The sequence below is a fragment of the Rhodococcus sp. WB9 genome (assembly GCF_007558985.1).
GTDB lineage: Bacteria > Actinomycetota > Actinomycetes > Mycobacteriales > Mycobacteriaceae > Rhodococcus_F > Rhodococcus_F opacus.
In genome coordinates this window covers 1,756,728-1,783,324 of sequence record NZ_CP041769.1, presented here as the reverse complement: position 1 = coordinate 1,783,324, position 26,597 = coordinate 1,756,728, and the positions used below count along the sequence as shown (strand labels likewise).

The window sequence follows — 26,597 nt, the reverse complement described above, 5'->3', positions numbered from 1 at the left end:
GATTCACGGCCGTTCGGCGAGCGCGCGCGACAGGACCGGCCCGATGACGGCGAGGGACTGCGGCTCGATCATCTCGTTGTGCCCGCAGTCCACGGGCCGCTCGTCGATCCGGCCGGTCACGAGCGGCCGCCACTCGTCCGCCGACCGCGCACGGGTCGCGCCGTTCCCGTCGTGCGTGGCGAGGAAGATGAGCAGGTCCCCGTCGTAGACCCGCGGCACGAAGTGGTGGGCGAGCCACCGCGAATTCTCGTATCCCGCGGTGATCCGTTCGAGATCGTGCCCGCGCACTCCGGTCTCGGTCCCGAACGACTCGTCGATCAACCGGGCCGCGTGCTCGTAGGTCATCTCACCGTCGCCCTCGGTCTGGAGTCCCAGCCCGCGCAGGAGGTCCCGGATCTCCAGCCTGCCGACCAGCGGGTCCTCGCCGCCCACGGGGTAGCTGTCCATGACGGCGAGTGTCGCTACCTCTTCGCCGGCCCTCTGCAGTTCGACGGCCATGGCGTGCGCGATGACCCCGCCGAGGGACCAGCCGAGCAGGTCGTACGGTCCGGTGGGCTGGATGGCCTGCATCTCCTCGACGTATCGGTGGGCCAGTTGCTCGATCGTCCGGTAGTCGCCGTCACCGCTGATCGTGGGCAGCTGCAGTCCGTATGCCGGCCGGTCGGGAGGGAGATACTGCACCAGACCTGCGTACCCCCAGGACAGACCGATGCCCGGATGCACGCAGAACAGCGGTCGCCCGCTTCCCTGCGCACGCAGCGGAATCACCACGGCGAGTGCCTCTTCCATACCGGCGCTCCGGTGTGGAAGGTCGAGGCGGCGGGCGATTCCCGCCGGTGTCGGGTCGAGGAACATCCACTGCAGCGGAACCTTCCGATCCAACGCCGCCTGCAGTGCGCTGACGATCCTGGTGGCGAGGAGCGAATTTCCACCGAGATCGAAGAAGCTGTCCGCGGTGCCCACCCGGTCCACTCCGAGTACCTCCGCGAAGGCGTCCACGACGATGCGCTCGTTGTCCGTGGCCGGTGCCCGGAACGCCGCACCGGTCGAGCCGAATTCCGGGGCGGGCAACGCCTTCCGGTCGAGCTTGCCCACCGGGGTCATCGGAATCCGATCGAGAACGACCACCGCGGACGGCACCATGTGGGTGGGCAGGCGCTCGGACGCGTAGGTGCGCAGCCCCGCGGGCTCCACCTCCTGCCCGTCCTGAACCCGCACGTACGAGGCGAGCACGGTGTCACCGGACGGGCCGGTGTGACCGATGGTGGCGGCGAAGGCAACCGCCGGGTGACGGGCGAGCACGGCGTCGATCTCCCCGAGTTCGATGCGGAAACCACGGACCTTCACCTGGAAGTCGCTGCGGCCGATGTACTCGAGTGCGCTCGCCGACTTCCGCCAGCGCACCACGTCGCCGGTCCGGTACATCCGAGTGCCCGGTTCACCGAAATTGCAGGCGACGAATCGTTCCGCGGTCAGCTCCGACCGGTTGTGGTACCCGCGTGCCATACCCGGTCCGGCGATGTACAACTCGCCCGGTACGCCGACCGGGACCGGCTGCAATCTCTCGTCGAGGACCAGGAACGCGAAACCCCTTGCGGCAGAACCGATGTTCACGACCTCACCGGGACGCATCGCGGCGCTGACGCTCGCCTGAATCGTGGTCTCCGTGGGCCCGTATCCGCTGTGCAGGCTCCGCCCCGGCGCCCACCGCGCCACCACTTCCGGCGGGCACGCCTCGCCCACCAGATCCAGGACCCGGAGCGAATCGAGTCCGTCGTTGTCGAGGGCCGCCAGTGCGGTCGGCGTGATGGTCGCATGGGTCACCTGCTCACGACGGAACAGCTCCGCCAGGTCGCTGCCCCCGATGACGGCAGGCGGCACGATCACGACGCGCGCCGACGCACTGAACGCCATCATCAGCTCGAACACCGACGCGTCGAAGCTCGGGGACGCCAGCTGCGAGACCCGGGACTCGTGCGTGACCTGGAACCGTTCGTGGGTCTCCGCGGTGAAATCGGCCATGCCCCGGTGGGTGACGGTCACGCCCTTCGGTCTTCCGGTCGACCCCGACGTGTAGATGAGATAGGCCGGGTGGGCGAGGTGCAACGGCCTCGTCCGCTCCTCGTCGGTGATCGGTGCCGGCGACACGTCCGCCGCCTGCGCGGCGAAGTCCTCGTCGTCGAGGACCAGCCACGGAACGGTGTCGGGCAGGGTGCTCCGGCGACTCCTCACGGTGAGGCCGAGCGCGGCCCGGCAATCGGTGAGCATGTATTCGATACGGTCGCGCGGGTAGGTGGGGTCGACGGGTACGAGCGCCGCGCCCGCCTTGGTGATCGACCAGATCGAGATCACCGACTCGATCGACCGGGGCATGCCGACAGCCACGAACGTCTCCGGTCCCACCCCGCGGTCGCGGAGAACCCGGGCCACCCGGTTGGACCACTCGTCGAGTTGGCGGTAGGTCACACGCCGGTCCTCGAAGGACAGGGCCACCGAGTCCGGGTCGAGCGCGGCGGCGGCAGTCAGCAGGTCGGGCCACAGCTCGGGGCGCACCTCCGGCGCGCCGCGGGCAGGGACCATCGCCCGCAACTCCGCCTCGCCGAGGAGGGGAAGGTCGCCGATCGGCCGGTCGGGATTCACGGTGACGGCGTCGAGAATCCGCACGAAACGGTCGGCGAAGCCACGGACCGTGTCGGGGTCGAAGAGATCGGCGGCGAAGTCGACGGCGCCGTTCATCCCCGCGGGCGCACCGTTCGCGTCGAACTCCTCCGCCAGGAGGAATTCGAGATCCACCTTGACCACGGCGAGCCCGGGATCGATTCCGCGGACTTCCAGTCCCGGCAGAGTCAGGGCCGGTCGCTCGTTGTTCTGGAATTCCAGCGACACCTGGACGAGCGGCGCATACGCCGTCGATCGGGTCGGCCCGACCGCCTCCACCACCCGCTCGAACGGAACGTCGGCATGCGCGAAGGCGCCGAGGTCGACGTCACGACAGTGCGCGGCCAGGGCGGTGAACGACGCGGCCGCATCCACATGCGTGCGCAGGGCGAGCGTGCCCACGAACATGCCCACCAGATCGTCGAGTGCGGGCTCTCCCCGGCCGGCGATCGGGGTGCCGACGGCGACGTCCGGAGTCCCACCGAGGCGGCTGAGCAACACCGCGAGGGCGGCGTGCACGGTCATGAATTCGGTGGAGCCGAGACGACGCGACAACTCCCGGATGCGGCGGTGAAGGTCGCTGTCGACGGAGAAGTGGATGCGCTCGCCGCGGAAGGACTGCTGGGACGGCCGATCCCGATCGGTGGGGAGTTCCAGGAGATCGGGGGCGCCGGCCAGCGCCGTCGTCCAGTAGTCGAGTTGCCGCGAAATCAGCGACCGGGGGTCGTCGTCCGAACCCAGCGATTCCCGTTGCCACAGGGCGTAATCGGCGTACTGCACCGGCAGGGGCGCCCAGTCGGGCGCGCCGCCGGAGACGCGGGCGCCGTACGCCGTCATCACGTCGCGCACCAGCGGGACCATCGAGAACCCGTCTGCCGAGATGTGGTGCACCACCACGGCGAGTACGTGCTCGGTGGCGCTCAGTGAATACAGCCCGACCCGCAGCGGAAGCCTCACGGTGACATCGAAACCCGCCGAGACCAGCCGGGTCACTTCCTCCCGCAGCTGCTCGTCCGAGACGGTGACGGGGATCAGCGCGGGCACCGCACCCGCAGCGGGCAGGATCTGCTGAACCGGCCAGTCGCCGCGGACCGGGAACATCGTGCGCAGCGACTCGTGCCGGGCGACGACATCGGTGAGCGCCGAATTCAGTGCTCCCACATCGAGGTCCCCGCTGAGTGTCACCACGATCGGGATGTTGTAGGCGGCCGAGGTGGTGTCGAGCTGGTTGACGAACCACATCCGCTGCTGCGCGAACGACAGCGGAATGTCTTCGGGCCGGGTGCGGGCCGCGAGCACCGGTGGTCCGGACGGCTCCGCACCGGCGTGCTCGATCCGTGCCGCCAGCGCGGCGACCGTGGGCGCCTCGAACAGATCACGCACCCCGCACTCGGTGCCGAGCAGCGCTCGCAGCCGCGCCATCACCCGGGTGGCGCTCAGGGAGTTTCCGCCGATGTCGAAGAAACCGGCGTCGGCGCCGACACGCCCCAGTCCGAGTACGTCCGCGAAGACTCCGGCCACCGTTTCCTCGATCGGACCGATCGGCACCCGGTCGTGCCCCGTCCCGGAGAGCAGATCGGGCTCGGGCAGTGCCGTGCGGTCCAGCTTGCCGACCGCCGTCAGTGGAATGTGATCCAGAACCGTGATCGAGGTGGGCACCATGTGGGACGGCAGGCGGTCCGCCAGGTGCCGGGTGAGTATCGCCGTGTCGAGGGAGCGACCCGACGTCGGAACGACGTACGACATCAGCAGGGTGTCTCCCGCAGGACCGCGATGCGCGAGAGTGGCGGCGAATCCGACGTCCGGTTCCGACATCAGGGTGGAGTCGATCTCGCCGAGTTCGATGCGGAAACCGCGCACCTTCACCTGGAAGTCGGTGCGGCCCACGTACTCGATGCTGTGGTCTGCCGTCCACCGCACGATGTCACCGGTGCGATACATCCTCTCCCCGGGACGGACGGGGTCGGCGACGAACCGCTCGGCGGTGAGTGCCGGTCGGCGGTGGTAGCCGCGGGCCAGACCGGCCCCGGCGAGATACAACTCGCCCGGAACCCCCACGGGGACCGGTTGCAGCCGGGAGTCGAGCACCAGTTCCGTCACCCCGCGGATCGGCCCGCCGATGGTGATCGGGTGCCCGGGGACCATCGGCTCGCTGATGTTGGACATGATCGTCGTCTCGGTCGGTCCGTACGCGTTGTACAGCCGGCGGCCCGGCGCCCAACGGGCGACGAGTTCGGGCGGGCAGGCCTCGCCGCCGAACACCAGGTCCGTGAGCTGCGCCAGCCCGGCCGGATCGAGTGACGCCAACGCAGCGGTGGTGATGAAGGCGTGGGTCACGCTCCGGTCGGCCAGAAGCCGCGCGAGTTCGTCGCCGCCGAACACGGTGGGCGGCGCGATCACCATCGTCGCGCCGGCACCGAAGGCCTGCAGGTACTCGAACACCGATCCGTCGAAACTCGGTGTGGAGAAGTGCAGAGTCCGGGACTGCGGTGTCGCACCGAAACGTTCGAGCTGGTCGAGAGCGAAGTTGTCCAGTCCGCGATGGGTGACCACCACACCCTTGGGCACACCCGTGGACCCCGACGTGTAGACGGCGTACACCGCGGTGTCCAGCGTGATCGGACCGCTCCGGTCGACATCGGTCACGGCTGCCGCCGGGCGCTCGGCGCACTCGGTCGCGAAGCCGGGTTCGTCCAGGGCCAGCCAGTGTGCGGTGCCCGGGAGCCGGTCTCGGTGTTCGGTCGTGGTCACGCCGAGAGTGACTCCGGAATCGACGAGCATGTGAGTGATGCGCTCGTCGGGGTAGTTCGGATCGATCGGCACGAACGCCGCACCGGTCTTCGCCACCGCCCACACCGACAGCACCGAATCGAGGGACCGCGGTATCCCGATGGCCACGAACGTCTCCGGGCCCGCCCCCCGCGCGATGAGTGCGCGCGCCAGACGATTCGACCGCTCGTCCAGGTCGCCGTAGCTCACGTCGCCGTCCTCGGAGGACAGTGCGATCGCCCCCGGATCGAGCGCGGCCCCCTCTTCGAGGATCTGCGGCAGCGTGCGGGTCGACCCGCCCGGACCGCCGCGGACCGGCACCAGCTCGGCGCGCTCCCGGTCGGTCAGCAGCGACAGCGCGGCCAGCGGCTGGTCCGGACGAGCGCACGCGTCGAGTACACGCAGCACGCGTCCGGCGATGTCGTCGATGGTGTCCGTGTCGAAAACGTCCGGGAGGTACTCGAACTTCAGGCGCAGACGAGCGTCGACGGATGCCACAAGACTCAGCGGATAGTGGGCCGCATCTCGCGCGTCCACTCCGGCGACGCGCATTCCGGCGATGTCGGTCTCGGTGGAGAGCCCGGCGCGGTCGACGGGGTACGACTCGAACACCGTCAACGTGTCGAATCCGACCTCCGGTCCGGCGGCACTCTGGATTTCGGCCAGCCCGAGGTAGTGGTGATCCAGCAACGCCGCCTGCTCGGCCTGCACCCGTTCCAGCAGGGCGCCCACCGTGTCGTCGGGGCGCAGCCTCACCCGGACGGGCAGTGTGTTGATGAACAGTCCGACCATCGTCTCGATGCCGGTCAACTCGGGGGGCCGCCCCGAGACGGTGGCGCCGAACAGCACGTCGTCTCGGGCGGTCAACGTACCCAGCACAATCCCCCACGAGACCTGAACGAGCGTGTTGACGGTCAGTCCCCGCGAACGCGCGACGTCGCGCAGGCGGGTGGTGTGGTCCTCGTCCAGGTCGAAGACGAATTCGTCGGACATCGTGGACAACCGCCGTCCCCGGTCCGAGTGGGCAAGCAACGTCGGTCCGTCCACCCCGGCGAGGGCCCGAGCCCACACCTCACGGGAGGCGCCCTGATCTCGGCGGCTCATCCACCCCAGGTAGTCGCGGTACCCGCGGACGCGGGGCAGCGGCGACGGGTCCGCGTCGGTGGCGTACAGCGTCAGCAACTCCCGGACCAGCAGCGGCATCGACCAACCGTCGAGGAGGATGTGGTGGTTGGTCGACACCAGCCGGTAGCGGTTCGGCGCGGTAGCGATCAGCAGGAACCGGATCAGCGGGGCACGCGTCAGGTCGAACGGGCGGCCCCGGTCCTCGGCCAGCAGTCGCGCGACCTCGGACACCGCCGCGTCCTCGTCGAGAGCCGTGAGATCGACCTCGCGCCAGGGCGCCTCCACCCTTCGACGGATCACCTGAACGGCGTTGCCGTCGGCGTCGTGCCGGAAGCAGGCGCGCAGATTCGCGTGCCGGTCCAGCAGGGCGTCGGCCGCGCGGCGCAGTCGATGCGGATCCACGGCGCCCTCGAGTTCGAGGCTCACCTGCACCAGGTAGGCGTCGAGGGAGTCGTCGGCGAGTTCGGAGTGGAAGAGCATGCCGGACTGCAGGGGCGACAGCGGCCACACGTCCGTCAGGTCCGGACAGATGTGTTCGAGGTCCTCGATCGCATCCTGTCGAAGCTCGACGAGATCGAGATCCGACGGCGTGAACCCGCCGCCACCCGACTCCACATGCGTGCCGAGAGCAGCGAGCGCCTGCAGCCACAGCTGCGCGAGTTCCTCGACCTCCTCGCGGGTGAGGACGCCCGGAGGGAAGGTCCACGTGGAGTTCAGCTGGGGGCCGTCGCCCGAGTCGACGGTCATCGCGTTGACGTCGACGACGGCCGCGACGGGCACCGCCGACTTCTCGCGCAGTCCTGGTTCCTCGACCGGCACCCACCCCTCGTCGGTCTCCGTGGCGGTCCGGCCCATTCTGCCGAGATAGTTGAAGCTGACCTGAGGCATCGGCAGCGGCGAAAGAACCTGCGCCGTCTCGTCGTTCAGGTACCGGAGAAGTCCGAAACCGATGCCGTGGTCGGGAACGGCGAGGAGCTGCTCCTTCACGGTCTTCATTGCGACCCCCACGGACGGGCCCGCGGCGAACGCGTCGTCGAGGTCCACCCCGCTCAGATCGAGTCGCACCGGGAAGATGGTGGTGAACCAGCCGATCGTGCGCGCGAGATGTGCGCCCGGCACCACCTGCTCCTCACGACCGTGCCCCTCGAGACCCACCAGCGCGCCGGGGAGTTCGATCCCGCGGCGGCGCCGCCAACTCGTCAGTGCCATGGTCAGTGCCGTCAGCAGCGCATCTCCCACGCCGGCGTGGAAGGCCCGCGGCACCGTTGTCAGGAGCGTCTCGGTCAACGGGGCAGAAACGCGCACCGCGAAGTGCGCGGCGGTCGCAGCGGTATCCGATGCGGTCACCGGGCGCGACCCCAGCAGCGGGTCGGGTGCGTTCAGCATTCCCCGCCACAGTTCGACCTCGGCGGTGCGCTGGGGTTCACGCGCGGCGTCGGCGAGGGCGTGCGCCCACCGGCGCATCGACGTCCCCGGTGGCTCGAGCGCCGGTGCCGCGCCGGACTGCAGTTGCGCGCACACCGCGGCGAGGTCGGGGATCAGGATCCGCCAGGACACACCGTCCATCGCCAGATGATGGACGGCGATCAACACGCGACTCGGATGGTCGCCCCCGTCCAGCCAGACCGCCTGCATCATCACGCCCGACTCCGGGTCGAGCCGATCGAGGGCACTGTCGAGTTCGGCGCCGACATCGTCCGTCCGGCCCCGGCGGAGAACGCTCGCCGCCCGCACCGATCCTTCGGCCTGCACCTCCATCGACCAGCCCTCTTCGGTGCGGGACGTGCGGTACACCCGCGCCCGCAACAGGTCGTGCCGATCCAGCACGGCCTGCAGCGCCGCCGTCAGGGTGTCGTCGTCCACCGAGGCGGGCAGCGTGAACAGTGCGGACTGCGAGTAGCGGCGGAAATCCCCACCCCGGGCGAGCATCCACCGCACGATCGGAGTCAGCGGAACCTCGCCGATCCCGCCCCCGGGCAGTTCGTCGAGAACCACCGTCCCGTCATCCGTTCCGGCCGTCGCGGCCAGCCCGGCAACGGTTTTGCGCTCGAACACCTCGCGCGGCGAGATCAGTATCCCGGCGGCCTTGGCGCGGGTGACCAGCTGGATGGACATGATCGAATCCCCGCCGAGGGCGAAGAACGAGTCGTCCACCCCCACCGAGTCGAGGCCGAGGACCTCCGCGAACAGGTCCACGAGAGTCCGTTCCGTCTCGGTGACCGGACCGCGGCCCACTGTCACTCGCTGTCCGAAGTCCGGTTCGGGCAGCGCTTTCCGATCGAGTTTGCCGTTCACCGTCCGCGGCATCTCGTCGAGAACCACCACAGCGGCCGGCACCATATGCGACGCCAATCGCTCGGCGGCCGTATCGATGATCGCCGCCGGGTCGATCGCGACACCGATCTCCGGCACCACGTACCCCACCAACCGGTCCCCGAGTGCCGTCACCGTCGACTGCGCCACCCCCTCGCACGCGAGCAGCGCCGATTCCACCTCACCGAGTTCGATCCGGTAGCCCTTCACCTGCACCTGGAGGTCGTTGCGGCCGAGGTACTCCAGCTGTCCGTGCCCGTTCCACCTGCCCAGGTCACCGGACCGGTACATCCGGACCCCGGGAGTGAAGGGGTCGGCGACGAATCGGCCGGACGTGAGGGCCTGCCGGCCGAGATAGCCACGTGCGACCTGGGCCCCGGAGACGTACATCTCCCCGACCACGCCCGGCGGCACCGGATGCAGTCGCCCGTCGAGCACGTACACGCGCAGTCCGGGCAGTCCCCGGCCGATCACCGATGCGGGCTCCTCCTCGACGACGTCCCGGGCGATCGGCAGGTGGCTGACGTGCACGGTCGTTTCCGTGATGCCATACATGTTGACCAGGACCGGCGCGGTGTCGCCCCGGCGTGCGTACCAGCGTCGCAACTGGCCGAACTCGAGGGCCTCTCCGCCGAAGATGACGTACCGCACCGACAGGCCGGGACCACCGGCGAGACGATCGGCCTCCGCCAATTGGTAGAAGGCGGTGGGGGTTTGATTCACGACCGTGACTGTTTCGTCGCGCAGTAGTTCGAGGAACTCCGCGGGTGAGCGCGCCGTGAAGTAGTCCACCAGCACCAGCCGGCCGCCGTGCGCGAGCGCTCCCCACATTTCCCACACCGAGAAGTCGAACGCGGCGGAATGGAACATGGTCCACACGTCGGCCGGTCCGAATCCGAACAGCGTCTGGGTGTTCGCCAGCAACGTGATCACGTTGCGGTGCGAGACCTGCACGCCCTTCGGCTGCCCGGTGGAACCGGACGTGTAGATCACGTACGCCACCGAGTCCAGGTGCAGCGGAGCACGGCGGTCGGTGTCGGTGACCGGCAGCGACGACAGCTGCTGCAGCGCAGTCACTGTCTCGGGATCGTCCACCACAACCACCGGAACCCCGGCGCCGCGGAAGGTCTCGGCGTCCGCGGTCGTGGTGAGCACACACGTCGGCCGGGCGTCGCCGAGCAGGAAGGCCAACCGCTCGGCAGGAGAGGCGACGTCCACCGGAAGGTACCCGGCGCCCGACTTCACCACCGCCAGCAGTGCCACGACGAGGTCGATCGACCGCGTCATCCCCACCGTCACCAGGTTTTCCGCGGCTGCCCCCTGTTCCACCAGCAGTCTCGCGAGCCGGTTGGCCCGGTCGTCGAGCTCGCGGTACGTCACCGACGCGTCGTCGCAGCGCACCGCGACGGCATCGCCCGCGGATGCCACCATGCGATCGAACGCATCCGCGAGAGACAGCGGTGGGACATCGGTCCCCGGCCGATGCGCGGCGGTGAGCAGGAGCTCGCGTTCGGGGGCGTGGAGGATGTCGACGTCCCCGACGGGTGCGGTCGGGTCGGTGGTCACGGCCGCGATCACCCGCACGAAACGCTCCGCGACACTCTCCACCGACGCGCGATCGAACACGTCGGTCGCGTAGCGGAGGCCGGCGCTGATCCCGGCAGGCACGCCCTGCTCGTCGACCCGCTCCACCAGGCTCAGCTGCAGATCGAACTTCGCGACGTCCAGATCGACGTCGAGCGACCGGGCGATCAACCCGGGCAGTTCCAGGTGGGTTCGGGTGGCGTTCTGGAATTCGAGTAACACCTGGAACAGGGGTGAGTGCGCGGTCGACCGCTCGGGTGCGAGTTCGTCCACCAGCCGCTCGAAGGGAAGGTCTGCGTGCTCGAACGCGCCGAGGTCCACCGACCGCACGGCGGTGAGCAGGTCGGCGAACGACGATCCCGGCGCCACCGGTGTGCGGAGCACCAGCGTGTTGACGAACATCCCCACGACGTCGTCGAGTGCCGCGTGGCCCCGGCCCGCGATCGGGGTTCCCACCACCACGTCGTCCGAACCCGACACCCTCTCCAGCAGCACGGCCAGCGCGGCGTGCACCACCATGAACAGCGTCGAATTGTACTGTCGTGCAAGCTCGGCCAGAGCTCCGTGGACAGATGGCGGGATGTCGAACGGGACGACGGCCCCGAGGAAGGACCGCTGGACGGGTCGTGGCCGGTCCAGGGGCAATGGCAGCACGTCCGGGATGCCCGACAACGTCCGGGCCCAGTAGCCGAGCTGACCGGACATCATCGAATCGGGCTGGTCTTCGGTGCCCAGTACCTGTCGCTGCCACAGGCTGTAGTCGGCGTACTGCACGGGCAGCGGCGCCCAGCCGGGTGCCTGCTGCTGTGCGCGGGCGGTGTAGGCGAGCATCAGGTCGCGGGCCAACGGTGCCATCGAGAAGCCGTCGGCCGCGATGTGGTGCACGACGAGGGCGAGAACGTGCCGCTCGGGAGTGAGTGTCCACAGCCTCACCCGGATCGGAAGGTCCTCGGTGACGTCGAATCCCACGCCGAAGAATGCGGTGAGCGAGTCGTGAAGGGCTCCTTCGGCAACGGGGATCGGATCGAGGTCGGGCGTCGCGAGCGTGGAGTCGACGATCACCTGCCGGGGGCCGTCGGCGGAACCGGGAAACACGGTCCGCAGCGACTCGTGGCGTTCCATGACGTCGCCGAGTGCCGCTTGTAGCGCAGCCAGGTCCACAACGCCGTCCAACTGCAGGGCGACCGGGATGTTGTAGGCCGGTGAGGAGGTGTCGAACTGGTTGACGAACCACATCCGCTGTTGCGCGACGGAAAGGGGAATCCGCTCGGGCCGCGTCGTCGCGGTGAGTGCCGGGGAGCCGGAACTCGTCCTCACGTCCGAGTCGATCCGGACGGCCAGATCGGACACCACGGGTGCGTCGAACAGCGCCGCGACACCCAGAGTCGTGTCCAGTGCGCTGTTGATGCGTCCCACCACCCGGGTGGCACTGAGCGAGTCTCCCCCGAGGTCGAAGAAGCTGTCGTCGGCCCCGACGCGGTCGACATCGAGGACGGCGGCGAAGGCGGTGGCGATCGCTTCCTCCGCGGGTGTGGTGGGGGCGCGGTATCCGACGGTGCGCGTGCCGAATTCCGGTTTCGGCAGCGCTTTCCGGTCGAGCTTGCCGTTCACCGTCACCGGCAACTCCGCCAGCACCACCACCACCGACGGCACCATGAACCCCGGCAACGCCACCGCAGCCCACTCCCGCACCACCCGCTCGTCCACCACCGCCCCGGCCACCGGCACCACATACCCCGCCAGATACTCCCCCGACGACCCATCCCCGCGCAGCACCACCACCGCCTGCGCCACATCCTCCCGGCGCAACAACACCGCCTCGATCTCCCCCAACTCGACCCGCTGACCCCGCAACTTCACCTGAAAATCCGTACGCCCCAAATACTCCAACTCCCCACCCGGCAACCACCGAACCCGATCCCCCGTCCGATACAACCGCGAACCCGCACCGAACGGATTCGCCACGAACCGATCCGCCGTCAAATCCGGCCGCCCCCGATACCCCCGCGCCAACTGCACACCCCCGAGATACAACTCCCCCGCCACCCCCACCGGCACCGGCCGCAACCGCCCGTCCAGCACCAACGTCTGCGTATTCCACACCGGCGCCCCGATCGGCACCACAACCCGATCCGCCTCCGTCACCTCGTGGAACGTGACATCCACCGACGCCTCCGTCGGACCGTACAGATTGTGCAGCTCCGCCGCGCTCACCCCGCGCAAACGTGCCGCCGTTGCCGACGGCAACGCCTCACCGCTGGCGAACACCCGGCGCAGCGCACCGCACCCCTCCACGTTCGCCCCCGCCAGGAACACCTCGAGCATCGACGGCACGAAATGCACCGTGGTGACCGCTTCCTCGCGGATCACCCGTTCGAGGTACGCCGGGTCGCGGTGCCCGTCCGGCTCCGCGATCACCAACCGCGCCCCGACGATCAACGGCCAGAACAACTCCCACACCGACACATCGAACGTCACCGGCGTCTTCTGCAACACCACGTCCTCCGACGTCAGCGGGTACCGATCCTGCATCCACAACAACCGATTCACCACACCCTCGTGCGGCACCGCCACCCCCTTCGGCCGACCCGTCGACCCCGACGTGAACATCACATACACCGGATGAGCAGGACGCAACCGCGACAACCGCTCCCCATCCCCCACCACACCGGCCGAAAACCCCGACACATCCAGGGTGTCGAGTTCCACCACCCGCACACCCACAGGCACCACCACCCGATCCGAGGACGTCGTCAGCACCAACACCGGATCCGCAATCCCCACCACGTATCCGACCCGCTCCTCAGGCAGATCCGGATCTATCGGCACATACGCCCCACCCGCCTTCACCACCGCGTACATCCCCACCAGCATCTCCACCGAACGACGCACGGCCACACCCACCGACGACTCCGGACCCACCCCCGCCCCGATCAGGAACCGCGCCAGCCGATTCACCCGCGCACCGAACTCCCCATACGACAACACCACCGCACCGCACACCACCGCCGGCACATCAGGAGTCCGACCCACCTGCGCATCGAGCAGGTCGGCGAGGGTCGTGTGGGGCACCGGGTGACCCGTCGCATTCCACGAACCCACCACCAACCCCCGCTCACCCGGCCCCAGAACCTCCACATCACCGACCGCGGTGTCCACGTCGCCGGCGATCGTCACCAGAATCCGGACGAGGCGGTCGGCGAGCGCTGCGGCTTCGTCCCGGTCGACGGCTCCCGGCTGGTAGCGCAGACTCAATCGCAGCCGTGGTTCGAGGATCGACAGCACAGTGAGCGGATAGTGCGTGGCGTCGCGGGCATCGAGACCGGTCACCCGCATGCCCCCGATGTCGGTGTTCTCGTCCAGCCCGGACGTGTCGATCGGGAACGACTCGAACACCGACAGCGTGTCGAACAGATTGCCCAGACCCACCCGCGACTGAACTTCGCCGAGACCGAGGTGATGGTGGTCGAGCAGGGACGTCTGCTCGTCCTGCAGGCGGGCGAGCAGTCGCGCGACACTCTTGTCCGGGTCCACCCGTACTCGCACGGGCACCGTGTTGATGAACAGTCCCAGCATGTTCTCGACACCGGACAGCTGCGGCGGACGACCGGACACGGTGGCACCGAAGACCACGTCGTCGCGGGAGAGCGACCGGGACAACAGCATCCCCCACGCCGCCTGGATCACCGTGTTGATGGTGACGCCGGCGCATTCCGCCGCCGTGGCGAGACCGTCGCGCAGCGGGGCGGGCAGCTCGACGTCGAGTTCGTGGGGCACACCGTAGAGCGCCGCAGACGCGTGCGGCGCCACCAGCGTCGGCTCCTCGACACCGTCGAGCGCTCGTTCCCAGGCCCGCGCCGATGCCTCCGCGTCCCGGCTCGCCACCCATTCCAGATACGTGCGGTACGAGGGCGGGTCCGGCAGTCCGGCCGGGTCGCCGTCGGCGGCATAACGAACCAGCAGTTCCCGCACCAGCAACGGCATCGACCAGCCGTCGAGGATGATGTGATGATTCGTGACCGCCAGCACGAAGCGTCCCGGTGCGGTGCGGAACAGGGTCAGCCGGAGCAGGGGCGGCCGGGCGACGTCGAACCTGGCACTGCGGTCCTCGTCGAGCAGGCGCTCGAGTTCCGTGTCGGGGGCCGACCCCTCGACGGTGAGATCCACTTCCCGCCACGGCACGTCCACCGCGTCGACCACCAGTTGCGCGGGCACCCCGTCGTCGTAGACGAACGCGGTCCGGAGGCTGGGTTGGCGGGCCAGCAGCCCTGCCGCGGCGGCGCGCAGACGTTCGGCGTCGACCGCACCCTCGAGGTCGATGCGCAGTTGGGCGGTGTAGACGTCCATCGACTCCGCGGCCAGGGAAGCATGGAACAGCAACCCGGACTGCAGCGGAGACAACGACCACACGTCCCGCAGTGCCGGGAAACGCTCCTCCCAGCGCTCGATCTGCTGCTGGTTCGCCGACACGAGCGGAACGTCGGACGGTGTCAGCCCGCCCGCATCCGGTCGTGACGCGTGCGCGGCAAGTCCGGCGAGGGCGCGGCGCCACAGATCCGCGAACGCCGCGACCTCGGCCTCGCGGAGGACCCCGGTCGGAAATGCGAACGACGCCATCAGACGGGGTCCGTCTGGACTGTCGGAGACGACGGCGTTGACGTCGATCACGGATGCGACCGGCATGTCGGGATTCCGGGTGCCGCCGAGCGTGCTCTCCACCGGCAGCCAGTCCTCGGCTCCGTCCGTGGTGGTCACTCGACCGAGATAGTTGAAACTCACTTGCGGAGCCGGGAATCGGCTGAGGGACTGCGCCGTCTCGTCGCCCCGGTAGCGCAGTAGTCCGAAGCCGATCCCGTGATCCGGGATCGCGAGCAACTGCTCCTTGACAGCCTTGACCGCCTGCCCTGCCGCGACACCACCTGCCATCGCGTCGTCGACGTCGATTCCGGTGAGATCCAACCGCGCCGGATACACGGTGGTGAACCAGCCGACGGTACGCGACAGGTCCGCGCCGGAGACGACCTGCTCTTCGCGGCCGTGCCCCTCGAGGGTGATCAGCGCGTCCGACACGGGGGCGTCCCGTTCCCGTCGCCAGGCGATCAGTGCCAGCGTGACCGCGGCGAGCAACCCGTCGCCCACGCTCCCGTGGAACGCGTCCGGAAGCGTGGTGAGCAGGGCGCCGGTCACCGACGACGACACGTCGACCCTGACGGTGCCGACGGTCGCGTCGACGTCGATCACGGGATCCAGTGGGCGCGAACCGATCAGAGGGTCCGGGCCGTCGAGGATCTTCTCCCACGAGGCCAGTTCGCCGGTCCGGTGCCGCGCCGCTTCGGACAGGCCGTGCGACCACCGCCGCATCGACGTTCCGACTGCCGGCAGGTCCGGGGTGAGACCGGCCTGGAGTCGGCTGCACGCCGACGCGAGATCCGCGACGAGGATGCGCCAGGAGACGCCGTCGACCACAAGGTGGTGCACCACCACGAGCAGTCGCCCGACGTCGCCTGGGACGTCGAACCAGACCACGCGCACCATGCTGGCCGCCGCGGGGTCCAGGTGGTCGGCCGCAGCATCGAGTTCCGCGGTCGCGAGCGCGGTGAAGTCGTCTCCCGTCACCGTGTCGACCGGCACCCGACGGACCAGTGCGTCCGCAGGCACCGAGCCCGGCGGCAGCACGTCCATCTCGTCCGCGGACGCACGCGCGCGGAGCATGTCGTGCCGGTCCAGTACCGCCTCGACGGCGCGGACGAGAACCTCGTGGGTGAGACCGGCGGGGGCGGCCAGCAACAGCGCCTGCGAGAACCTGTCGAGCCGCCCGCCGCTGCGCTCGAACGTCCAGCGCGCGACGGGTGTCAGCGGCAGGGTGCCGACGCCACCGCCCGGCAGCTCGTCGAGAGTCACTGTGCCGTCGCTGTCGAATCGCGCCGCCGCGGCGAGACCGGCGACCGTTCGGTGGTCGAAAACGTCTCGGGGAGAGAGGATCACACCGGCGGACCGTGCGCGGGCCACCAGCTGTATCGACATGATGCTGTCACCGCCGAGGGCGAAGAACGAGTCGTCCACGCCCACCGAGTCCAGTCCGAGCACCTCCTCGAACAGTCCGGCGAGAAGCTCCTCGGTCTCGGTGTGCGGCGGCCGACTCCCGGAACCCGCGAAATCCGGGGCCGGAAGCGCTGTGCGGTCGAGCTTTCCGTGCACCGTCAGGGGAAGCGTTTCGAGTGTCACCAGCGCCGCCGGCACCATGTACGACGCCAACCTGCCCCCGACGAAGTCGAGGACAGCCCTCGTATCGACCGTCGCATCCGGTGCGGGCACCAGGTACCCGATCAGCCGATCGCCGCCGCCGTCCCCGTTCCACACGCTCGCGACCGCGTGGGCCACGGAGTCGTGCGCGAGCAGCGCCGACTCGACCTCACCGAGTTCGATGCGGAAGCCCCGGATCTTCACCTGGGCATCGGTGCGCCCGAGGTACTCCAACTGGCCGTCGGAAAGCCAGCGTACCCGGTCGCCGGTGCGATACATCCGGCTTCCGGGCGGGCCGAAGGGGTCGGCGACGAAGCGTTCGGCGGTCAGGGGGAACCGCCGGCGGTACCCGCGTGCGAGGGCGGGACCTGCGAGATACAACTCTCCCGCCACACCGGCAGGCACCGGGTGCAGTCGCGAGTCCAGCACGACCTCGGCGAAACCACGCGTGGGCATGCCGATCGTGACCGGAGCCCCCGGTACCAGTTCGTCGCTGATGCTCGACACGACGGTCGACTCGGTCGGACCGTACGCGTCGAACATGCGCCGGCCCGGCGCCCACCGCGCGACCAGTTCCGGCGGACACGCCTCGCCGCCCGTCACCACGCACTCGAGGGCGGTGAGACCGTCGGGGTCGACCGACGCCAGCGCCGCCGGAGTGACGAAGCAGTGCGTGACCCGCTCGGATTCCAGCAACTGCGCCAATTCGGCACCGCCGTAGACGGACGGCGGTGCGATCACCATCGTGGCTGCCGCGCCGACCGCCAGCAGCAGTTCGAGAACGGACGCGTCGAAGCTCGGCGATGCAAAGTGCAGCGTTCTGGATTCGGGTGTCGTACCGAACGTCTCCCTCTCCTGGGCGGCGAAGGCGGCGAGACCGCGGTGCGTGGTGACCACACCTTTGGGCCTGCCGGTCGACCCCGAGGTGTAGATGAGGTAGGCGGGATTGTCGATCCGAATCGTCGACGTCCGCTCGTCATCGGTGACCGGCGACGACGGATAGTGCGACAGCCTGTCCTCGAGGCCCGGGTCGCCCAGCACCAGCCACGGCACCGCGTCCGGAAGTGCGCCGCGTTGCGCCGAGCCCGTCACACCCCACACGGCGCCGGAGTCGGTGAGCATGAATTCGATCCGTGCGGCCGGATGGTCCGGATCCACCGGAAGGAAGGCGGCCCCCGACTTGGCCACCGCCCAGACGGCCAGGACGGATTCGACGGACCGCGGCACACACAGGGCGACGACGGATTCCGGGCCGACGCCGCGCTCGATCAACATGCGGGCCAACTGGTTCGATCGCCTGTCGAGGTCCCCGTAGCGCACGACACGCCCGTCGAAGACCAACGCGGGGGCCTCCGGATCGCTCGCGGCCGCCTCGGCCATCAGATCCGGCAGCGTCCGTGCCGCTACCGCCGCACCACCCGTCACCGGGGACAGTACGGCACGCTCCAGCGGTCCGAGAATGTCGATGTCTCCGACCCGCGCACCGGGGTCGGACGTGACCGCCTCGAGAATGCGCACGAGTCGTTCCGCGAAGCCGAGCACCGTATCCTCGTCGAAGAGATCGGTCGCGTAGCCCAGTCCCGCGGCAATGCCGGTCGGGTTGCCGTCGGCATCGACGCTCTCGGCCAGCGTCAACTGCAGATCGAAGTTGACGGTGTCGATCTCGAGTTCGATGTTCCGCACCTGCAGATCCGGCAATTCCAGAGTGGGACGCTCGATGTCCTGGAACTCCAGCATCACTTGGAAGAGCGGCGCGTACGCCGTCACCCGGGAAGGACTCAGGACTTCCACCACCCGCTCGAACGGGACCTCCGCGTGGGTGAAGGCGCCCAGATCGGCTTCCCGAACGCCGGCCAGGAACTCGGAGAAGGTGGCGCCGCCGTCGACGTGAGTGCGCAGGACGAGGGTGTTGACGAACATGCCCACCACGTCGTCGAGTTCGCGCTCGCCGCGACCGGCGGTCGGCGTCCCGACTGCGATGTCGTCCGCACCGCTCACGCGTGCCAGCATGATCGCCAACGCGGCATGCAACGTCATGAACACCGTCGTGGAGTGTTGCCGCGCCAGTCTGACCACACCGGCATGAACCTCGGGTCCGATCACGAACTCGACGTGGCCGCCGCGAAGTGACCGGACGGTGGGACGGCGACGATCCGTGGGCAACTCCAGCACTTCGGGCAGATCCGACAGCGTGGTGGTCCAATACGTCAGCTGTCGGGAAATGGGCGAATTCTCATCGGATTCCGATCCCAGCCACTCGCGCTGCCACAGCGCGTAGTCGGCGTACTGCACCTCGAGCGGTGCCCACTCCGGTGCCGACCCGTTCACCCGGGACACGTACGCGTCCATGACGTCGCGGGCCAACGGTGCCATCGAGAAGCCGTCGGCCGCGATGTGATGCACCACCACGGCGAGCACGTACACGTCCGCGTCGAGGCTGAACAGTCGTGCGCGCAACGGCACCTGCGTCGTCACGTCGAATCCGGCGGACAGCACTCGCCGCGACTGTTCGCGGAGCTCGGATTCCCCCGACACCGCGATCGGTTCGAGATCGGGCACCGCGCTCGCCGCGGGCAGGATCACCTGGCGCGGACCGTCGTCGGTGAGCGGGAACAGAGTACGCACGGCCTCGTGCCGTTCGATGACGTCGGCCACCGCTGCCTGGAGCGCATGCAGGTCGAGCCGACCCTCGAGCCGGAGCGCGAACGCGACGTTGTATGCGGACGAGGAGGTGTCGAACTGGTTGATGAACCACATCCGCTGCTGGGCCGGCGACACGGGGACTTCCGCGGTACCTTCCCTGGGCTTCAGCGGTGGTCGGGCCTCCAGCCCCTCCTGCGACTCGGCCAGTGCCGCCAGACCGGCCACGGTGGGGGCGTCGAATACGTCGCGAATACCGATCCGGTCTCCGACGGCCGCATTGATCCGCGCGACCAACCTGGTGGCGATCAGAGAGTTTCCGCCGAGGGCGAAGAAGTCGTCGTTCACGCCTACCCTCGGGACACCGAGCAGGTCGGCGCACACGGCGGCCACGATCCCCTCGATCGGGGTTCGGGGAGCGATGAAACCCACAGTCGTGCTACCGAATTCCGGCTTCGGCAGCGCTTTCCGGTCGAGCTTGCCGTTCACCGTCACCGGCAACTCCGCCAGCACCACCACCACCGACGGCACCATGAACCCCGGCAACGCCACCGCAGCCCACTCCCGCACCACCCGCTCGTCCACCACCGCCCCGGCCACCGGCACCACATACCCCGCCAGATACTCCCCCGACGACCCATCCCCGCGCAGCACCACCACCGCCTGCGCCACATCCTCCCGGCGCAACAACACCGCCTCGATCTCCCCCAACTCGACCCGCTGACCCCGCAACTTTACCTGAAAATCCGTACGCCCCAAATACTCCAACTCCCCACCCGGCAACCACCGAACCCGATCCCCCGTCCGATACAACCGCGAACCCGCACCGAACGGATTCGCCACGAACCGATCCGCCGTCAAATCCGGCCGCCCCCGATACCCCCGCGCCAACTGCACACCCCCGAGATACAACTCCCCCGCCACCCCCACCGGCACCGGCCGCAACCGCCCGTCCAGCACCAACGTCTGCGTATTCCACACCGGCGCCCCGATCGGCACCACAACCCGATCCGCCTCCGTCACCTCGTGGAACGTGACATCCACCGACGCCTCCGTCGGACCGTACAAGTTGTGGAGCCGGGCACCGGGTACCAGTGCCCGCATCCTCGATGCCGTCCGCGCGGGCAACGCCTCACCCGAGGCGAACACACGCCGCAGGCTCGTGCATCGCGTCACTGCCGGTTCCGCGGTGAATACGGCCAACATCGAGGGGACGAAATGCACTGTCGTGACGTCATTCTCGGCTATCACGTTCACAAGATAGGCCGGGTCGCGGTGCCCGTCCGGCTCCGCGATCACCAACCGCGCCCCGACGATCAACGGCCAGAACAACTCCCACACCGACACATCGAACGTCACCGGCGTCTTCTGCAACACCACGTCCTCCGACGTCAGCGGGTACCGATCCTGCATCCACAACAACCGATTCACCACACCCTCGTGCGGCACCGCCACCCCCTTCGGCCGACCCGTCGACCCCGACGTGAACATCACATACACCGGATGAGCAGGACGCAACCGCGACAACCGCTCCCCATCCCCCACCACACCGGCCGAAAACCCCGACACATCCAGGGTGTCGAGTTCCACCACCCGCACACCCGCAGGCACCACCACCCGATCCGAGGACGTCGTCAGCACCAACACCGGATCCGCAATCCCCACCACGTATCCGACCCGCTCCTCAGGCAGATCCGGATCTATCGGCACATACGCCCCACCCGCCTTCACCACCGCGTACATCCCCACCAGCATCTCCACCGAACGACGCACGGCCACACCCACCGACGACTCCGGACCCACCCCCGCCCCGATCAGGAACCGCGCCAGCCGATTCACCCGCGCACCGAACTCCCCATACGACAACACCACCGCACCGCACACCACCGCCGGCACATCAGGAGTCCGACCCACCTGCGCATCGAGCAGGTCGGCGAGGGTCGTGTGGGGCACCGGGTGACCCGTCGCATTCCACGAACCCACCACCAACCCCCGCTCACCCGGCCCCAGAACCTCCACATCACCGACCGGCGCATCCGGATCCGCAATCACTCCCGCCAGAATCCGGAGGAACCGCTCCCCGAATCCCACGACCGTGTCCGGATCGAACACATCCGACGCGAACGTGAACGACGCCTCGATGCCTGCTGCCATCCCGGACGCGTCGTAACGCTCCGCGAGGGTCAACTGCAGATCGAACTTGGACACACCGGAATCGACGTCGAGGATCTCCACCGTCAGTCCCGGCAGGTCGAGGTGCGCCGGGGCGGTGTTCTGGAACTCCAGCAGAACCTGGAACAGCGGTGAATACGCGGTCGAGCGGGTCGGTGCGACCGCGTCCACCACGCTCTCGAAGGGCACCTCGGCATGACCGAACGCCGCCAGATCCGCTTCCCGCGCCCGAGACAGCACCTCGCCGAACGTTGCGGCAGGCTCGACGGTCGTCCGCAGGACCAGGGTATTGACGAGCATCCCCACCACGTCGTCGAGTGCTTCCTCGCCCCGCCCGGCGATCGGCGTCCCTATCGCGATGTCGCCGGAACCGCTCAGCCGCGCCGCCAACACCGCCAGCACCGCATGCATCACCATGAACATCGTGGAATTGTGTTGCCGCGCGAGGAGGAGAAGCTCCCGATGATCTTCCGCCGACACCGAGAACCGGACGATCCCACCCCGGAGCGCTCTGTCCGCGGGCCTCGGTCGGTCCAATGGAAGAGCTATCTCGTCGGGGAGCCCGGACAGCGTCTGCTTCCAGTACTCCAACTGCGCCGACATCACGCTGCCGGGATTCTCGTCACTGCCGAGGGCCGCCCGCTGCCACAGGCTGTAGTCGGCGTACTGCACCGGGAGTGGCCGCCAGTCGGGAGCCTGCTGCTGCAGCCGCGCCGAGTACGCCACCATCAGGTCGTGGGCGAGCGGGGCCAGCGACGCTCCGTCCGCCGAAATGTGGTGCACCACCAGCATGAGGACGTGCTCGTCGTGACCGGTCCGGAACAGGGCACCACGAACGGGCACCTCGGTGCTCACGTCGAAGCCCTGAGCAGTCGACTCGGCGATCCGCGCGCGCACTGCGTCCTCGTCTTCGCAGACCGTCGGCTCCAGATCCGGAATTACCTCCGCCGGTGACAGGATCACTTGATGCGGTCCGTCCACCGACGCCGGATACACCGTGCGGAGCGATTCGTGTCGTTCGAGAACATCCGCCACCGTCGCCCGGAGCGCCTCCACGTCGAGAGTTCCGGACAGTCGCAGCGCCATCGGAATGTTGTAGGCGGGCGACGAGGTGTCGTACTGATTGACGAACCACATACGTTGCTGGGCAAGCGACAGCGGGATCCGGTCGGGACGTGTCTGCGCCATCAGGTCCGGGCGGTCGGGACGCCTCGCGTGGGCACCCGCGATCCGTCCCGCCAATGCCTCCACCGTCGGCGCCTCGAACAGGGTCCGCACCACGAGGTCGGCGCCGAGTGCGGCGTTGACCCGCGCGACCACTTTCGTCGCGACCAGTGAATTTCCGCCGAGGTCGAAGAAGCTGTCGTCGAGGCCGATTCGTTCCACACCCAGCACGTCGGCGAACACTCGCGCGACGGCCCGTTCCACCGGAGTGACGGGCGCACGGAACTCGGTGGCCGTGGAGAGGAATTCCGGCGCCGGCAATGCGGCACGATCGAGCTTCCCCACCGGTGTCATCGGGATCTCGTCCAGAATCACGATCGCTGCCGGCACCATGTACGTCGGCAATTGCTCTGCGGCATAGTCGATCAACTCGGCAGTCGCCAGCTGTTGCCCTGCTGCCGGCAGCACGTACGACACGAGCACCGTGTCGCCGGACGGTGCCGTTCGCGGCATCGTCACTGCGGTCCGCACCCGCGGATGGGTATGGAGGACGGTGTCGATCTCACCGAGCTCGATGCGGAAGCCGTGTACCTTCACCTGGAAATCGCTGCGGCCCTGGTATTCCAGCGTGCGGTCGGTTCGCCACCGCACCACGTCCCCGGTGCGATACATCCGGTCGCCGGGGCCGCCGAAGGGGTTGGCCACGAACCGTTCCGCCGTCAACGCTGATTTACCGTGATATCCGCGAGCGAGGGCGTCGCCCGAGACGTACAGCTCCCCGGCCACGCCTACCGGCACCGGGTTCAACCGCGCATCGAGGACGACCTCGTGGAATCCGCGGAGCGGACCGCCCAGTGTGATGGCTCCGTCCGGTGACAACGGTGCACTGATGTTCGACATGACGGTCGCCTCGCTGGGCCCGTACGCGTTGCACAATCTGCGACCGGGCGCCCACCGCTTCACCAGTTCCGGCGGGCACGCCTCGCCACCGAACACCACGTCCCGGAAGTCGGCGAGTCCGTCCGGCTCGACCGTTCCGAGCGCGGCAGTGGTGACGAATCCGTGGGTGACCCGTTCCGACGTCAGGAGGCGGGACAACTCGGCGCCGCCGTAGATCGTGGGCGGAACGATCACCATGGTGGCGGCGGCGGCGAACACGTGCAGGTACTCGGATACGGACGCGTCGAAACTCGGTGTGGAGAAGTGCAGAATCCGGGACGTCTGTGTGGCCCCGGATCGTGAGCGCTGCTCGGCCGCGAAGTCGTCCAGGCCACCGTGTGTGACCACGACGCCTTTGGGCCGGCCCGTGGAACCGGACGTGTAGATCACGTACGACGGATTCTCCACGCGGAGAGGCCGCGTCCGCTCCGCGTCGGTCACGGCGGATTCCGGCTGCGTCGCACAGAGCGACCGGAATTCTTCGTCGTCGAGCACCAGCCACGGAATGGCGTCCGGTAGCCGGGAACGCACGACGGACACCGTCACCCCCAGCGCAGCGCCCGAATCGTCGAGCATGTGCTCGATGCGTTCGGCCGGGTAGTTCGGGTCCACCGGCACGTAGGCCGCACCAGACTTGGCCACCGCCAGCATCGACAGAACCGACTCGATCGAGCGAGTCAAGCCCAGTGCCACGAAGTTCTCCGGCCCGATGCCGCGTTCGGCGAGGACGCGTGCCAACTGGTTCGAGCGCTCGTCCAATTCTCGGTACGTCACCTCGACACCGCGATACGAGAGCGCGACACCGGTGGGATTGGTTCGTGCTGCCGCTGAGAACAATTCGGAAAGCGTGCGACCCGGACGTCCCGGCACGCCGGAGACCGGAACGAGGGTCGCGTGTTCGGTATCGGACAGGATGTCGATGTCGCCGACGGCGAGCGCCGGGTCGCCGGTGACCGTCTGCAGGATTCGGCGGAACCGTTCGCCGAGGCCACGTACCGTCCCAGGGTCGAACAGATCGGTGGCGAACCCGACTGTCGCCGTGATCCCGGACGGGGTGCCGTCGGCGTCGACGGCCTCGGTCGCGGTCACCCGCAGGTCGAATCGGCCGACCCCGGAGGTCTCCGCCCCCTCGCGGCACTCGAACAGGACTTGGACGATCGGCGAGTATGCGGGCGAATCGCTGAGCGCGAGTGTCCGGACCACCTGTTCGAAAGGGACGTCGCGGTGCTCGAACGCCGCCTGGTCGACATCGCGGACGTGGCCGAGGAGATGCGTGAAGGAGGTGTCCGGTTCGACGCGGTTACGGAGCACCACGAGGTTCCGGCTCCGGCCGTCGTCCACCACGGTCGTCGTTCCGATCGCCACGTCCGAGGCACCCGACAGCCGGCTCAGCAGAACGGTGAAGGCCGCGTGCAGCACCGAGAACGTGGTGGTGTCGTGTTCCCGCGCCAGGGCCACCACTCCGGCATGTGCCTCTGCACCGATCGCAACGTCGACGCGGTCCTCCCCCCGGGTTTGCGCGGCGGGGCGAGGCCGATCGGACGGCAGATTCAGCACTTCCGGCATCCCCGACAGCCGATCCTTCCAGTACTCGAGTTGGTGCGCCGCGAGGCGTCGTCGCGCACCGTCGAGGGCCGTGGCCTCGTGAATCGTCGCGACCCGGGCCTGCAGGTCGGCCGAGATGAACTCTTCCAGCAGTTCGACGAAGTGCCGGTGATGCAGGCGCAGTGCCGAATCCTCGTACCGGTTCGGGTTGGCCCGGAAATCGACGAAGATCTCGGCCGGCGTCCCGCTCGGGTACACGTTGACCAGCAGATCTTCCACCGGACCCGACGTGACGATGTGGTATTCGCCGACCAGCGGGCCCAGCTGGACGTTCTGATGGAACAGCATGACGTTGACCATCGGTCCGTGGAGTTCGGCGCCAGTGCCCGTGCCCACGTCGCGGCGGATGTCCTCGATACTGCACCGTTGATGCCGCAACGCGCCCATCAGCTCTCGCCTGACCCGCGACACGAGGTCCGCGACCGTCTCGTCCTCGTCGACCGTGATCGGCAGCGGTGCGACGTTGACCATCATGCCGCCGGAGTTGCGCAGCACCGACGTGGTCCGGCCGGACATCGGAACATTCACGAGAACATCGGTTTTCGCCGTGATCCGCGACAGGTAGCAGGCGAAGGCGGCGATGATCGTGACTGCCGCGGTGGCGTTTGCCTGACTGTCGGCGTTGTGGATTCCGGAAACGGCCGCCTCGGACAGCAGGGCACTCTCGACCTTGCTCCTGGCGAGTGCGGGCGCGGTCGCGTCGGCCAGGGTCGATCCTTCGACTGCCTCGACTCGTTTCGCCCAGTACTCCCGATCGGCCACGAAGCGGTCGGAGGACCGGTAGCGGGCGTCGACGTCGTACAGCTCGCGCAGGGTCGCGGCTCGATTCGGATCCGGTTCGCGACCGGACATCGAGGCCGAGTACCGGTGCGCGATGCGGTTGATCAGTGTCATGGCGCCGTAACCGTCGAGCGCGACGTGGTGAATGCGGCTGTACCACAGGTAGTGCGACTCTCCCACGCAGAGGATCGAGGTCTCGAACAGTCGATCCGTGTCGAGATCGAGTGGGGCCTGGTAGTCCCGGTCCATCCATTCGTGCGCTGCAGCGACCGGATCGTCCTCACCGCGAAAGTCGATGACGGCGATGGACGTGTCGGTGGTGTGGTCCACGTACTGCATCGGCCGGCCGTCGACCTCGACGACCTTGAGGAACGGCGACTGGAACTCGCGGGCCACCGCGATGGTCTCCCGTCGCAACAGGTCGATGTCGAGGTCGCCGCGCAGTTCCACGTAGTGCGCTACCGAGATCGGCACCGCGGGGTCGAGTTGCTGCGCGAACCAGGTGGCACGCTGCGCCGCAGACAGCGGGAAGGGCACCGCGCCCGAATCGTGTGTAGCCGGCTTCCGCGTGTCGACGGGCTTCACGGCGGTTCCTCCCCATAAGG

General features: G+C 68.6%; 1 protein-coding gene. It reads right to left on the bottom strand.

All coding sequences use genetic code 11. The annotated features are described in order from the left end of the window. Positions 1-3: 3 nt before the first annotated feature. Positions 4-26,577 (bottom strand): non-ribosomal peptide synthase/polyketide synthase, encoded by a 26,574-nt coding sequence (locus FND50_RS08280; protein WP_144285411.1) that lies wholly within the window; start codon positions 26,575-26,577, stop codon positions 4-6. Positions 26,578-26,597: the final 20 nt, after the last annotated feature.